The following is a 13809-nucleotide window of genomic DNA, read 5'->3' as shown; positions in this document are numbered from 1 at the left end:
TCACCTCGCCGGCCACGGCATCGCCACCTGCCGCAGTGTCTTCAAGTCAGCCTTGGCGTAGATGTAGGTGGTGTCGATGTAACGATGCCCCAGGGCATCGGCGATGGCCTTGATCGGTTGATCGTGCTCCAACGCGCGGATCGCCCACGAATGCCGTAACGAGTGCGCGCCGCGTCCGGGCTGATGAACGCCGGCCTTGTGCAGGTAGTGCTTCACCACGGTGGAGATCGCCATGCTGCTCAGCGATCCGTGCGGCGCCTTGGTGCTGAGGAACACCTCGCGATGAGGCGTGCGCGGGTCGCGGTGACGGAGCCACTCGATGATCGCGTCCCCGACCGCATCGAGGAGCGGAACGATCACTTCCTTGCCGCCTTTTTGCGCGCGAAAGCGGATCTTGGCCTGCCGCCAGTCGAGATCCTCCATCACGAGTTTTGCAGCGGAGATCGCACGGATGCCATACGCCATCAGCAACAGAATGATCGCGTAGTCGCGTGCGCCATTAGGCTTCGTCTTGTCGATCGCAGCCAGCACGCGTTCGAGCGCCGAATCCTCGATGCCCCTGGGGAGCGAAGCGTGCCGATAGTGCCGCTGTCGCGGGACCAACTCGGAGAAGTCCGCCTGAGTGTGGCCGTGATCCGCGCAGTAGCGGAGGAAAGAGCGAAGGCTCGATGACAACGAGCGCACGTTGTCTTTGCTGTCCTTCATGTGCCGCTTGAGCTGCGCCTCCACCTGCTCGGCGCTGATGGTCTTGAGGCGCGGCCGTTGCACGTCGTGCTTCAGGAACTCGAGGAACGCGGTGGTGTGCGCGAGGTGGCGCTTCACCGTCACTGGCGCCACGGCGCGCTCGTCGCGTAGATGGACGATATAAGGATCGAGGATCCAACTGTAGGGCGTCACGACCTGCACCGGCTTGGGCGGAGTGATAACCTTGAGCGCCTCCAGATAGAAAAACAGATGGCGCAAGTGCGCTCGCGCGTTGTCGCGCGGCGAATAGCGGGCGCTGGTGGTGCGGACCCCGCGGAGATAGTCGTCCAAGAAAGGCTCGACCAACTCGGCGGAAATAGCCGAGGCCTTGGTGATGCCACGCTCCGTCACGTAGACGTTGAACATGCAGCAAGTGCCGAGAATGCCGCAGCCGTGGTGGATCGAATACCCGTTCTTCTTCAGCGTCAGAGCCAAACCGTCGAAGTAATCGCCCAGCGCGCCACGCCGAAAGTCAGCCAGCGTCCGTCGCTCGCAGTAAAAGTGCTCCAGGCCGCCATCCGTCGAGCGATCCAAAGAATAGTAGGGCTTGCGCATCCCACACGTAATCCACTGCGCACGCCACGTGAAGAAAGCCGCCCCGACACTGGCGCGCAAAAACCGCGGGAAACTGATTTAGCTATGTGCAGCGATCCAGCCTACGCGCAGAGCGAACCCCGAGTGAAAGGACCGCATGCACTCCACATAGCTCGGCTCGTCACATAACACAATCATCCCTCCGGCGACCCGGCTCCCAGCGCCGCCGATCTCCACATCACCCGCCAACTCCGAGAGGCGGCCAAGGTGATCGATATCGACCTCATCGACCACGTTATCGTCGGTGACGCCAAGGCCGACCCGGTCAAGGTCGGCCACTATTCCTTCCGCGCTGCGGGCCTCTTATGAGGCCCTTTTCTCCGCTCCCGGCCTCTAGCCGGGAGGTTCATCCGCCACAGGCTGAAGCGGGACTAGCGTTTCGCGGCATCGTTGATCCTGCGCTCCAACTCCTGGAGCGTGCTCACGATGTCGCTCCACGCGCGCGGTTGCTGGAAAAACATTTCCTGCATGTCGCGGTAGTCGGCTTCCAGTGCAGCGAGACGATACGCGGCGGGAACGAGTCGAAACGTTCCGGGAATGGCGGTTTCATAGCTCGCCCACGCCGACGCGAAGAAGACGCTCTTGTGCTCCACCACGCGAGCACGCAGATCGTCCCGGGCGAGGGCCGCCTCCGCGCTCGCGTGAAAAGCCAACGCCGCCAGATCGGCGTAGTGGCGCGAGTAGCGCGATGGCGTCGCCTTCGACTCCTCACGGTGCGCTTCGGCATGGAGGATCGTCGCCTTCTCCCAGAAGGTGCGTTCAATCGAGAGGACTCGTAAGGGCACCGCTGCATTCGTAATGGTGGACGGATAGGCTTCGGCGACGTAGGGCAGAATTGTTTTTTCGTCCGCGGGCCAATCGTCGGAGCGAGCGCCGCATTCGATGCGCACTTCCCGGCGGATGTATCCATCCGGTGCGCCTGCTCCCAGGACCGTCGGGTAAGTGAAGCGCAGGGTCTGCGGATCATCGGCGTCGATGGCGATAGCCCAGCCGTCCGGGCCTAGCGCCGCGCTGGCGCGAGCGCGCAGCGCGGGCAGAATCTCCGCTTCGATCTTTTGCGCGCACGCGGTCGCCAGGTTTTCGATCCGCGCTCGCTGCTGCTTGCCGGTGTCCGCCGCTTCCGGATCGCGCGGGCCCACGAATCCCAGCCATTCCCGACTGAGTGACACGTCGATGTCTTCCGAAAATCGCGCAATCGCGCGCCAGACTTTCGAGAGCGACGTGCCGCCCTTGAACAGCAGATGATCGCCGATGCCCGGTAGCGCGAAAAGCTCCCGCAGGCTCCAGCAGACCCAGAAATCCTTTTCGATGATGACCTCGGCCATGCCGAGTTGCTGCGAGGCCGCTTGGTAGAGTTCGGCGCGCTGGCGGGCGTTGAGTCTGAGGATGGAGTCCATGATCAGGAGGCCGTGATTTGTTGAATGAACGGGCGGAGCCAGGCCGCCATTTTGGGCGCGAGTTTCGCCAGTTCCTGTTTCGTGGCCGGATCGACCTCACGTTGCAGCCGCGCGACGACCGCGGGAGTGACCTGATCCTTGCCGAGATAGCGAAGGGCTTGGAACACGAGGCCGGAAGACTTCCCGGCCCCGAGGAGATTGCGCGGGGCCGCGCGCCGAAAATCCAGCGTCAGTTTGCCGAGCGCGATTTTTCGCGGCACGCCGTTCGTGAGGACGACGATGCGAGCCGGAACCTGTTCCGTGAGGTGAAGCTGGTTGGCCGCATAAGCGCCGGAAACCTGCCACTGTGCGCCCGTGTTTTTCATGACGCTCCGCACGAGTTGCATGGGATCGGGTGCCGTCTCGCCGAGGAGGGGATGAGACCGGGGGCGGTCGTAGAAGCCGCGACGGATGCGGCGCAGTCGGCCGGCTTTTGTGAGACGCTCCAATGCTTTGCGCACAGCGGCGGGGCTGCCCAACGTGGCGAAATCCCCGGCCGAGAAAGCCCGGCCTGAGCGGTCACTTTCGATCCGCCTGAGAATCGAATGGTCCGTGTATTGTGGCTTAGAGGCCCGTTTCATTGTCACAACAACTGTATGGTATTTGTGACAATTCAAGCGCCAAACTCCGGCCGAGCCGCCGAAGGCTGTGATTGGAATATGCGCAATAGGTGAAACCACGCTTTAACTATTCTCGTTAATTCAATCGTCGGGCAGAAGGTTGCGCTCAAAACCGGCGGTCGGTATTCACTCATGCCGCGAAGGACGGTTCGAGGAGGGACTTCGCCGGGGGCGTGACCTTCACCTCCAGTGGCAAGCGCGTGAGCAGTTCGTCCCGGGTGTGCCGCCACGTCGATGCCTCCATCGCGGTGAGTTTAGCGCGTAGTTCGTCCACGTTGAATGCCTCAGGCGGAGGGGACGTCGGCTTCGAGCGCTCACCCAACAGCGCCGGCAGCCGGCCGGCCAGGGTGCGCCGAAACTCTTCCCGTCCGGGCTGGAAATAGTGCTTGAGCACAATCGCCGTGGTGCGGTGCCCGGTGACCTTCTGCACGATTTCCAGCGGCACGCCGGCCGTGAGTGCCACCGTCACCCACGTCACGCGGAGCGAATGAAAATCGCGGAGCGAGGCCTTGCGCAGCCCGTGCTCGCGTTCCTGCTGCACGGCGCCACGCGACGGCGCGTCCTCGTTATCCTTCGGATTGAAGAAGCCCGCCGCCTTCATCACCCGGCGCACCCGATCGGTGAGGTGATCCGGATTGAGCCGGTAATGTGCCTCCAATTCCGGGAAGACATAGAACGGCGGGCGGGGAGCCGGCTTCGCCAACGCCTTTTCCAACACGCTCCGCAGAAGCGGGAAGATCGGGATTTGCACCGTCTCACCGGTCTTCGCCGTTTTTACGGTCACAAAGCCGCCTTCGAGGTCAACCGAGCTGCGCCGGAGCGTGCAGCAGTCGCCGCGGCGCATCGCGGTGCACATGCCGGTGACGATAAGCGGATAGATGAAGGGATCGGCCTGGGCTTTCTCTTCGAGCAACGAGAGTTCCTCGACCGAGAAAGGCTTTCGGAAAACCGTCTCGCCATCCTGGAGGGGGATGGTCGCAAACGGATTTTCCGCAATGCCCGCTTCCTTGCGTAGCACGTGAAACACCGACCGCAGATGAATCAAGGTGTGGTTGTAGGTCTTGGCGGCGACGCCGCGCGCCAGCTCCGCCCGACAAAAGGCGTTGGCCAGCGGAGCCTGGACTTGCGCCATTTCGTAGAGCGAAGGGGAGGCTTTCTTCGCGAAACGGATGAACCGCTCGATGCAGGCGACCTTCTGTTTTTGGTAGCTCGCGCTGAGGGGACGGCGGCGGAGGACTGCGCACCATCGGGCGCCGATTTCAGCGAGCGGGATCGAACTGACCCGCGCGCCCGTCCGGATTTCGTGGATCGTCTGCACCAGTTCCTCCGCGCTGGCGCGTCGCTTCAGATCGAGTTGCAGTTTTTCGAGGGCGGCTTGCGCCTTCGCGCGCGTGCGCTCGAAAGCCATGTCGCCGAGTTCGGTCAGCGTGGGCGGGACGCTGCCACGGACTTCCACCGCGAGGTTTTTAAGAATCCGACGTTCACCAATCGCGACGCGGCCATACCACCACTTGCTGCGCGGATAACGTAGTTCCAATGCCATGACGTTGCTCTCCTGGTTGCGTTGAGGTTTGTGACCTCGTGCAACTGCGGGCAACGGGCAGCACCTCCCGAAATCGCGGTAGCCAAACATTACGCCAAACATGCCCCCAAAGTGGGGTTAACTGCTTGAGAGTGCTGGCGGTCGAAGTTGCCCTCATAACCTGAAGGTCGTTGGTTCAAATCCAACCCCTGCACCCATGAAGGCCGGTTCCGCAAGGATCCGGCCTTCGCCATTTTGCGCTGATGGTCCAACGCGGCTCACACCTTGCCGCGCGGAAGCAAGGCCTTGGCTTCTGGCGCGACGGACTCAGCGCGAAGCCGCGGCTGCGCCGTGCGCTGCGACCAGGAGGACGAGTTCGTGCAGCGAACGAATGTAGTGGCGCGCGTTGTCGCCGCGCGCGACGCCGGGGCGCAGGATCTGTAGCGCCACGCGACGATGCATTTTTCGTGAGACACAGAAGCGCGGGCGCGGCTCGATTCGGTCAGGCTCACGGGCGGGACGCCCGTGCCACGTAGTCCGAGCGTTCGCCTATTTCTGGCGAGCGATATGCGCCTCCGGGAACCCTGAGCCGTCGCCGCTCTACCGCGAGCGATTCCGGACTCAGGTAAGATAAAGCAGCTTCGAAGCGAACTCCGGATCGCTGGTCAGCTGCACGCCGAGCTTGCGGAGTCCGGCGGCGTCGCCGGGGCTCGGGATGTGCGTGAGGTGCACGTCGCAGCCGCTGAGTTCCTTGAGCTGCTCGATCGCCGCGCTGGCCGCCGGATTCATCGTCGCACTGATGCTGAGCGCGATGAGCGTCTCCTCGAGGTCGAGGCTCATCACGTTTCGCTTGAGCACGTTTTTCTTAAAGTGCGCGAGCGACGTCGTGATGATGGGCGGCAACAGGTGCAGGTTGTCGGGGATGTCGGCGAGCAGCTTCGCGGCGTTCAGCACGAGGCTCGCGGCGGCGTGCATGTGCGGCGAGTTTTTGCCGGTCACGATGCGGCCGTCCTTCAACTCGAGCGCGGCGGCGCAGCAGATGCCGTCGCGGCCCTTGCCGGCCTCCTGGCCGAGCCGCGCCGCTTCGTGCGCATGCGCGACGACTTGCCGGTCCTTCGGCGAGAGACCCTGGGCGTTCATCAACATCTCGACGCGCTGTACCGTCTCCTTGTCGACGAGCCCCATGGCGTATTCGCACGCGTAGCTGTAGTAGCGACGGATGATCTCCTGCTTGCTGGCTTCGCGGCAGGCCGCGTCGTCGACGATGCCAAAGCCGGCGCGATTCACGCCCATGTCAGTGGGTGATTTGTAGAACGACGGCTCCCCCGTGATCCGTTCGACGATCCGTCGCAGGAGGGGAAACGCCTCGAGGTCGCGGTTGTAGTTCACCGCTTGCTGGCCATAGGCCTCGAGGTGAAAGTGGTCGATGAGGTTGACGTCCTTCAGCTCGGCCGTGGCGGCCTCGTAGGCGACGTTCACCTCGTGCTTCAGCGGGAGATTCCAAATCGGGAAAGTTTCAAATTTCGCGTAGTGCGCGCGCACGCCGCGCTTGTGCTCGTGATAGAGCTGGCTGAGGCACGTCGCGAGTTTGCCACTGCCGGGCCCGGGGCCGGTGACGACGACGATCGGCCGCTCGGTCTCGATGGCCGGGTTCGCGCCGTAGCCGGCTTCGCTGACGATCGTGTCGACGTCCGCGGGGTAGCCGCGCGTGGGCCGGTGCGTGTAGACGCGCACGCCGCGGCGTTCGAGCCGGTTCTTGAACGCGACGGCGGCGGGCTGTTCGTCAAACCGCGTGATGACGACCGCACGCACAATGACGTTCCACTCGCGCAGGTCATCGATCGTCTTGAGCGTATCGGTGTCGTAGGTGATCCCGAAGTCGGCGCGCATCTTTTTCTTTTCGATGTCGCCGGCGTAGATGCAGATCACGACCTCCGCCTGATCGCGCAGCTTCTGGAGGAGCTGCATCTTCACATTGGGTGCGAACCCCGGCAGCACGCGGGAGGCGTGATAGTCGAAGAGCAGTTTGCCGCCGAACTCGAGGTAGAGCTTGCTGTCGAAGCCCTTCACCCGCTCGAGAATCGCGGCGCTCTGCTGTTCCAGATAACGTTCGTTGTCGAAGCCAATGCGCGGAGCCATGGATTGGGCATCATTTGCGCAGGTCACCGGACCGGCCACAATGCAGAAACGGCCGCAACCATGCGGCGCGCGTTTCGCTTTCCCGACAGTGGCGAGACGCCCATGCACGTGGCACGGGCGTCTCGCCCGTGGCTTTGCAGGAGATCGAGATGCGTCCGGAGCGACACTCCGCCGTGCGCGAATCACTCGACGGTGGTCACCTTGGACGCGCGCGCGAACTGGCCCGCCTCGCGGCCGCCGAGTGCAGCGAGCGCAACCGTCATCATCTGGACGGGCAGGATCTCGAGCAGCGGGAGCGCGGGCGCTGCGTGCGCCGGCAGTCGAAACGCCGGCTGCGCGCTATCGACGCCGCACCACCACGCGTGAGCGCCCGCCGCGCAGCATTCGCGCCACAGGCGGCGGTTCAGTTCGAGCGTCAGGGCCTCGCCCGCGAACACCACGACCTGCGTCGCCGGTCCGAGCAGTTCGAGGGGACCGTGCCGGAACGCGGCACAGCTCGAGCTCTCGGCGGGACAACGCGCGGCCTCCTTCATGATCAGTCCGGCGGTGTCGGCGGCGGCGAGTGAAACGCCGCGACCGAGGAAAAACGTCGCGCGCTCGCGCCCGAGCAACGCTGCGAGACTGCCAACATGCTCGCGCCACTGAACGAGATAGTCGCCCATCGCATTCGCGGCGTCGCGCAGTTCCGCGGCGGCGTCCTCCCAACGATCCGGTGCGGTCAGCGCGAACTCAAGCCAGCTCAACGCGACCAGACTCGCGACATAGGTTTTGCACGCGACGGTGGCTTCCAATCCCGCTGCGAGGGGCACGCACGCGTCGGCGGCGCGAGCGAGCACGCTGTCAGGCGTGTTCGTGACACCGATGACCGGCGCTCGTCCGCGATTCAGCTCGAGCAGCCGGATTATTTCCGCACTGGCGCCGCTCTGGCTGACGGCTACGACGAGCGTCTCCGGCGTGAGCCAGCCGGGCTGGTGATGCACCAATTCGGACGTTTCCACGCGCACGACCGTGCGGCCGGCTCGCACCCACTGAAGCTGAAGCGGGTGGAGCGCGGTGTAGCTGGATCCCATTCCGGTCAGCACCACGCGCTGCAGCTGGCCGCTCGTGAACGCGGCGCGGAACCGCGCCAGGTCCGGCCCGTGGTTCAAGGCGGTCAACGTGGCGGTCACGGCGGCGGGCTGGGCAAGAAGATCGCGCAGGTAAGCGCCTTCGATGACGGCGGGCTTCATCGTTCTCGACGCTAGCGGCCGCCGCGCGAAAGGGAATCACCATGCTCGCACGAAAAAAAAGGCCGCTCCGATCGGAGCGGCCTGGTGGAAGGGAGTGAGCAGGAGCGCTCAGACCGCGACCGGACTGCGCGTCGCGCGGAAGCGGCGGTAGCCGATCAGGCCGACGAGTAGAGCAGCGCCGCACGCGGCATAGGTGGACGGCTCGGGTACGGGGGTGAACGTCACCGTGATGTCGCCTTTCTGGATCGTGCCGTTCTCGGCGATCGGGAACTCGCTCGGGTCAACGTTCACGTGGAACTGCACGAGCGTGTTCTGGATTTTCACCGGCGCGGGCTGGTTAAACGTCACGGCGAACGTATCGGGCACCGCGCCCGGACGATTGGGCGTGTGATCGATATGGAAGGTGATCGTGCTGAGCACCAGTTGCTGCATCTCCGGAGAGTTGAGCTCGAGGCCAAGATTGAACTGGGCCGTGGGCGCGCCCGAGCCAAGTTCCGTCACGCCGTTGGTGATGTTGAACAGCCCCACCTGGATCGGCTCACCGGACCCCACGTCGCTGAACGTCGCGTTCTGGAACTCGATGCGCGATTGCGTCGAGCCCGTCGTGGCGATGCCAGTCTGGAACGTGGCTGAACTGCCGTCGCCGGCGTTCGTCACAGTGGTGTTGGCCTCCGACAAGTCTTGAAACGAGCCGGTGGTGTGGCCGCTCAGCAGAAGCTGGGCGTTGGCGGCCGCGGCTGTCAGCACAAGCCCCAAGGCCAGTGCGGATGTTGCGCGAATGCGGTTAAGCATGTTATTTCCTCGGTTTATGGTTGAGCACGCCGGCTCGGATGAACTGGCGTGGAAGTGGACTTAGAACGGCAACATGCGCCCGGGTTTCGGCGCCTCAAGCGATGAGCCCGCCGAAACGCCCGGAATGGTGGTCGGAACTCACGCCATGCCGGGGTGGGGGCGATTTCTCCATGGCGCGCGGAGTTCGGCGGCGCGCGCGGCGGAATTTGTCGCAACCTTCTCGCCGCGAACGGCGCGCCGCGCGCGAGCAGAAGAACGCGCGAAAAATGACAGCGCCCGTTTGACCGGTGGTGAGCGCACCCCCAGTCTGCTGCCGTGCTTGCGAACGCGTTTGAGTGCCTGCAAAAGCTGACGCTGCCAGACCGCTGGCAGGCGCTGGCACTCGCGGGTTTGCGTGCGGGGCGCGACGTGATCGTCGATGCGCCGACGGGCGCTGGCAAAACGTACGTGTTCGAGCGCTGGGTGGAACAAAGCAGCTCGGGCAAGCGTGCGCTGTTCACCGTGCCGACGCGCGCGCTGGCGAACGACAAATACGCGGAGTGGCGCAGCCGCGGCTGGCGCGTCGGCATCATGACCGGCGACTTGTGTGTCGATCCCGAAGCACCGGTGATTGTGGCGACGCTCGAGGCCGTGCAAGGCTCGGTGGTGGGTGCGCGCGCAGCAGCGCAGGGTCCGCGCTCGCGGGCGAAAGATCGCGGCGAGCCGTTTCATCTGCTCGTGATCGACGAGTATCACTGGATCGCGGATCCTCATCGCGGCAACCACTACGAAGGCGTCCTGCTTTCGGTGCCGCCGGAGTTGCAGCTGCTCTTGCTCTCCGGCGCGGTTGCCAACCCCGGTGACGTCGCCGCCTGGCTGAATCGGCTCGGTCGCAATGCCGAGGTCGTGCAGCATCGCGAACGTCCCGTGCAACTGGAGGAAGTGGACGTGGACGACCTGGTGCACGGGCTGCCGCGCGTGATCGAAGGCTACTGGTCGAAACGCGTGGCCGGCGCGCTGCGCGAGGGACTCGGGCCGGTGCTGGTGTTTGCGCCGCACCGCCGCGACGCCGAACGGCTGGCGCGGCAGTTTGCACGCGAGCTGCCGCTGGCCGATCCGCTGACGTTGACGCCGGAGCAGGAACAACTGTGCGGCCCCACGCTGAGCAAGATGCTGCGCGCGCGCGTCGCTTACCACCATAGCGGACTGAGTTACGCGCAACGGGCGGGCTTGATCGAACCGCTCGCGAAAGCGGGCCAGCTGCGCGCGGTCGTGGCGACGCTCGGGCTGAGCGCCGGAATCAACTTTTCGCTGCGGTCGGTGTTGATCACCGCGAGCAGTTATCGTCACGAGCAATTGGATCACGAGATCGCACCACATGAGTTGCTGCAGATGATCGGGCGCGCCGGCCGGCGTGGTCTGGATGAGGCGGGCTTCGTGCTCGTGAGCAGTGGCACGCCGCGTATGCGACGCGCAGAGCCGCTGCGCTTGAAGCGCGCGAACGCGCTGCCGTGGGCGTTTTTCCTGCGCCAACTGCGCGCCGGCCGTGATGCCGCCGAACTGGCGGCGACCGAGGCGGCGCGGTTTTTCGCGGAAGGCCGGATCGCGCTCGGCGCCGATCATACGGCCCGGCTGCCGCTGGCGCGGTTGCCGTGCGGCGAGTTGACCGACACCGGCCGCGCGCGCGTCGTGCGCCGCGAGCGGAATCCTTTTGCGGGTTGCAACACCTGTTCATTGCGCAGCGCCTGCCTCGCGCTCACGCCGCAGCCGACGCTGCTCTGGCAGTGGCAACGCACGGGCGTGCTCGACCGGCAGTTGCGGCTCACGGTGCGCGGCGAGATCGTGTCGGCGTTCCTCGGGCCGGAAGGGCTGGCGCTCGCCGCGGCGCTGGAGAATCGCCGCTATCCGCTGGACGATCTGATGTTCGACGCGGCGAACCTGTTTGCGGGCGAACGATTCTGCGGCACGAATCCGCGGTGGCTCGGCCGCTTGGCGGCGGAGTGCACGCGCGCCTACCGGCGGTTGACCATCGATGGCTGGCTGCAGGAAGGCCTGCCGGTGAACTACGGCTCGGGCGCCAGTGAAGCGGTGCGCGCGCTGGTGGAGCAACGCGCGCGCACGCGCGAAGTGCTCGATGCGGTGGAAACCGCCGGCCGCGGGGATCTCGACCGGCTGTTGACGGAGTGGCGCAGCCTGCTCCGACAAGCGGCGGCCGCGGGGCCGCTCGAAGGCGATGGCGCGCCGATGACCGGCCGCGATCAGTTCATTGCGGAACGCTGGGAGGAGTTTCGGTTGATGGCGCGAAGCTGGCTCGACCAAACGCGCCACGAAGCGCTGCCCGAGCTTCCGCCTTTGACGCCGGACCAGCGCCGGCCGGTGAATCACAGCGTGCTGCGCGCGCGTCGGCCGCAACCGCCCGGGCGGGCGGAACCGTCGCGCACGTTGCAGACCGCGGCCCGCTGAGCCATGCCGCCGCGACGCCGCGACGCGAGCGCGCGCGGCCGAAGCGGGTGCAGATTGCAAGATTGGCGGAAGCCGCCTCGGCACATTGCAACTGGCGCGCGCGGGGCACGGCAGAGCTTCCCGCGCGCCTCGAGTTTTTTGGAAACTCCCGCGCAACGGCTTAGCGTGCGAACGCAGTCTGGCGGCGCGCAGGTATGGTCAGTGCTTAGTAGGCCCGGTCCAGCGGAGGTTGAACATCGATGCCCATGAACCCATCCAACTTTCCCAATCCTACCCCAACCGGCGGCGCGTCTACGAGTGGCGGCGCGGCCGATCCGGCGAACGAGCGAGGCACGTCAAAGGTGGCGCAGAGCGCACGCGAAGCCGCGGCCAAGGTAAAATCCGTGGCGACTGACACGGCGCACCGTGCGGCGGAAACCGCGCACGCGGTGGCCGCCGAAAAGAAGGACGAAGCGGCGGAGCGGGTCGACAGCTACGGCCGTGCGATTCACGAGTCGGCCAAATCGCTCGAGGAGCAGGATCCCAACGTCGCCTGGCTCACGCACCGCGCGGCGGATCGGCTGCAGAGTCTCGCGAACTACGTGCGCGAACGCGACTATCCTGCTCTGCGTGCCGACGCCGAGAATTTCGCCCGCCGGCACCCGGCGGCGTTTTTTGGCGGCGCGTGCATTGCCGGGTTCATCCTCGGCAGCGTGCTGAAGGCCTCTGGCCGGAAGTTGGCTGAATCCACCGGCGAGTCCGATTCGTTTCAAACCGGCTACGATCCCGACCGCGAGACGCGTGGCGAGGAGTCCATGGCCGATGCACCCTCCGCACCGGCGGCAATGATCTGATCGGGAGGACCCATGAGCACCGACAATCCTACGGGTAGCACGCTCGCGAGCCTGTTGCGCGATTTGCGCGACGAAGCGGCGACGCTTGTTCGGCAGCAAGCGGCCTTGGCCAAGACGGAGCTGAAGGAAAACCTCGGTCGGCTCGGCAGCCACGTGGCGCAAATTGCGATCGGCGGCCTGGTGGCCTTCACGGGCGTGATCGTGTTGCTCATCGGGCTCGGCCTGTTGATCGGTCTCGTGCTGGCGCGAGCCGGCCTGGATGAAGACACCGCGCGGTGGCTGGGCACGACGCTCGTCGGCCTTGTGGTCGCGGTCGTCGGCTGGGCGATGCTCAATCGCGCGCGCAAGGCGCTCGCTGACGATCCGCTGATGCCGCGGCAAACCATTCAAACCCTCAAAGAGGACCAGCAGTGGGTCCAAGACAAACTCCATCACCCCCATGAATCCACAACCTGAACTTCAGTCCGACGCGCTGCGTTCGGAAATCGACAGCACCCGCGAACGCATGGACGAGACGATCGATGCGCTCGGCAACCGGCTGCAGGGCCGCCATCTCCTCGACGAAGTGATCGGGTTTTTCCGCGGCCGCAGTGACAACAGCGAACGCCCGGCCGTGGGCGAGCGGCTGGCCCACTCCGCCGAGAATGCACTGCATTCCGTCGTCAACACGGTGAAGGCGCATCCCGTGCCGACATTGATGATTGGTGCGGGGCTGGCCTTCCTCGTGTACGAAGCGCGCTCCCGGCGCCGGCACGACGGCATGAACGACGACGCCCCGGACTCGAGCACGCGCTATCTGGAAGACAGCATCGGCACGTACCCGGAGGGGTTTGCACCCACCGGGGAAACGGGCGAGGACACCGGCGGCTTGGGCGACAAGGCCTCGACGGTGGCGGGCCAGGCGAAGGAAAAACTCTCCCAGTTGGGAGACAAGGCGCGCCACCAGATGGCCACGGTACGCGAACGCGGCCGCGAGAAACTGGATACGGCGCGCGAGAAGCTCGGCCGAATGACCGCAGGCGTGCAGGCCCGCAGCCAGGAACTTTACGCCACAACCCGGCAGCGAGTGGTGACGACCGCCGATCAGCATCCGCTCGAAGTCGCGCTTGGCTGCTTCGCCGCCGGCGTGATCATCGGGCTCGCCCTGCCGACGCCCGCCGTGGTGAACCGGAAACTCGGGCCGCGCGTTGATCAACTGCGTGATCGCACCCGCGCCGCCGGCTCGGAATTGCTCGAGAAAGGCAAACGCGTCGTCGAAGCGGCCACGCACGCTGCCAAGGTCGAAGCCAAGACGCAGGGCCTATCGGTGGCGAAGCTGCGCGGGGAGGGCGGTCGCGCGCCGGAAGAAAATGCCAATGCGGCCGGTGGCTCCTCGACGAGCAACGAGTCTGTTGCGCCCGGCGCTTCGGGCATCACCCCCGCCATTTAATTCAGGACTCATGGGAAATCAGGAGCGGG

The 13809-nt window shown here is 65.3% G+C and carries 12 protein-coding genes and 1 pseudogene; 5 read left to right on the top strand and 8 right to left on the bottom strand.

What is annotated here, in order from left to right; genetic code table 11:
- Positions 1-1299 (bottom strand): site-specific integrase, encoded by a 1299-nt coding sequence (locus OTER_RS22000; protein ID WP_012374039.1) that lies wholly within the window; start codon positions 1297-1299, stop codon positions 1-3.
- Between the two features lie 180 nt (positions 1300-1479).
- On the opposite strand from OTER_RS22000, the pseudogene OTER_RS25445 reads away from it, so the two are divergent.
- A pseudogene (locus tag OTER_RS25445) lies at positions 1480-1647 on the top strand (JAB domain-containing protein); the annotation flags it as partial.
- Between the two features lie 62 nt (positions 1648-1709).
- Here OTER_RS25445 and OTER_RS21990 read toward each other — a convergent pair.
- From OTER_RS21990 to OTER_RS21965, 7 genes are all read right to left on the bottom strand, one after another.
- On the bottom strand, positions 1710-2735 hold the full coding sequence (locus tag OTER_RS21990; RefSeq protein ID WP_012377153.1) for a nucleotidyl transferase AbiEii/AbiGii toxin family protein: 1026 nt from the start codon (positions 2733-2735) through the stop codon (positions 1710-1712).
- A gap of 2 nt (positions 2736-2737) precedes the next feature.
- Positions 2738-3355: a DUF6088 family protein gene (locus OTER_RS21985; RefSeq protein ID WP_012377152.1), complete on the bottom strand. Its 618-nt coding sequence runs from the start codon at positions 3353-3355 to the stop codon at positions 2738-2740.
- Between the two features lie 169 nt (positions 3356-3524).
- Positions 3525-4937 (bottom strand): tyrosine-type recombinase/integrase, encoded by a 1413-nt coding sequence (locus tag OTER_RS21980; RefSeq protein WP_012377151.1) that lies wholly within the window; start codon positions 4935-4937, stop codon positions 3525-3527.
- A gap of 306 nt (positions 4938-5243) precedes the next feature.
- Positions 5244-5378, bottom strand: a complete 135-nt coding sequence (locus OTER_RS26895; protein ID WP_272940896.1) for a hypothetical protein — start codon at positions 5376-5378, stop codon at positions 5244-5246.
- A gap of 159 nt (positions 5379-5537) precedes the next feature.
- Positions 5538-7055, bottom strand: a complete 1518-nt coding sequence (locus OTER_RS21975; RefSeq protein ID WP_012377150.1) for a DUF1846 domain-containing protein — start codon at positions 7053-7055, stop codon at positions 5538-5540.
- Positions 7056-7237: 182 nt separating this feature from the next.
- Positions 7238-8284 carry an SIS domain-containing protein gene (locus tag OTER_RS21970; RefSeq protein ID WP_012377149.1) on the bottom strand — a complete coding sequence of 349 codons (1047 nt, stop codon included), beginning with the start codon at positions 8282-8284 and terminating at the stop codon, positions 7238-7240.
- 108 nt (positions 8285-8392) lie between these two features.
- Positions 8393-9076, bottom strand: coding sequence for a choice-of-anchor K domain-containing protein (locus tag OTER_RS21965; RefSeq protein WP_012377148.1), 684 nt, complete (start codon positions 9074-9076; stop codon positions 8393-8395).
- Positions 9077-9391: 315 nt separating this feature from the next.
- Between OTER_RS21965 and OTER_RS21960 the strand changes: the two genes are divergently transcribed.
- The 4 genes from OTER_RS21960 (at position 9392) to OTER_RS21945 (ending at position 13780) form a co-directional block, all read left to right on the top strand.
- Positions 9392-11518 (top strand): DEAD/DEAH box helicase, encoded by a 2127-nt coding sequence (locus OTER_RS21960; protein WP_012377147.1) that lies wholly within the window; start codon positions 9392-9394, stop codon positions 11516-11518.
- A 245-nt stretch (positions 11519-11763) separates the two neighbouring features.
- On the top strand, positions 11764-12351 hold the full coding sequence (locus OTER_RS24645; RefSeq protein ID WP_052300461.1) for a hypothetical protein: 588 nt from the start codon (positions 11764-11766) through the stop codon (positions 12349-12351).
- 12 nt (positions 12352-12363) lie between these two features.
- Positions 12364-12807, top strand: a complete 444-nt coding sequence (locus OTER_RS21950; protein ID WP_012377145.1) for a phage holin family protein — start codon at positions 12364-12366, stop codon at positions 12805-12807.
- Complete coding sequence (locus OTER_RS21945; protein WP_012377144.1) at positions 12791-13780, top strand: DUF3618 domain-containing protein; 990 nt, start codon at positions 12791-12793, stop codon at positions 13778-13780. The genes OTER_RS21950 and OTER_RS21945 overlap by 17 nt, the downstream gene beginning before the upstream one ends.
- The last annotated feature ends 29 nt before the right edge of the window (positions 13781-13809 follow it).

This window comes from Opitutus terrae PB90-1 (genome assembly GCF_000019965.1).
Taxonomy (GTDB): Bacteria; Verrucomicrobiota; Verrucomicrobiia; order Opitutales; family Opitutaceae; genus Opitutus; species Opitutus terrae.
This window is presented reverse-complemented; position numbering and strand designations above follow the sequence as displayed.

Coding starts and splice junctions, on each gene's coding strand:
- OTER_RS21980 (WP_012377151.1), bottom strand. CDS start 4,937: ATGGCATTGGAACTACGTTATCCGCGCAGCAAGTGGTGGTATGGCCGC.
- OTER_RS21985 (WP_012377152.1), bottom strand. CDS start 3,355: ATGAAACGGGCCTCTAAGCCACAATACACGGACCATTCGATTCTCAGG.
- OTER_RS21965 (WP_012377148.1), bottom strand. CDS start 9,076: ATGCTTAACCGCATTCGCGCAACATCCGCACTGGCCTTGGGGCTTGTG.
- OTER_RS21970 (WP_012377149.1), bottom strand. CDS start 8,284: ATGAAGCCCGCCGTCATCGAAGGCGCTTACCTGCGCGATCTTCTTGCC.
- OTER_RS24645 (WP_052300461.1), top strand. CDS start 11,764: ATGAACCCATCCAACTTTCCCAATCCTACCCCAACCGGCGGCGCGTCT.
- OTER_RS21950 (WP_012377145.1), top strand. CDS start 12,364: ATGAGCACCGACAATCCTACGGGTAGCACGCTCGCGAGCCTGTTGCGC.
- OTER_RS21945 (WP_012377144.1), top strand. CDS start 12,791: ATGAATCCACAACCTGAACTTCAGTCCGACGCGCTGCGTTCGGAAATC.
- OTER_RS21975 (WP_012377150.1), bottom strand. CDS start 7,055: ATGGCTCCGCGCATTGGCTTCGACAACGAACGTTATCTGGAACAGCAG.
- OTER_RS26895 (WP_272940896.1), bottom strand. CDS start 5,378: ATGCATCGTCGCGTGGCGCTACAGATCCTGCGCCCCGGCGTCGCGCGC.
- OTER_RS22000 (WP_012374039.1), bottom strand. CDS start 1,299: ATGCGCAAGCCCTACTATTCTTTGGATCGCTCGACGGATGGCGGCCTG.
- OTER_RS21990 (WP_012377153.1), bottom strand. CDS start 2,735: ATGGACTCCATCCTCAGACTCAACGCCCGCCAGCGCGCCGAACTCTAC.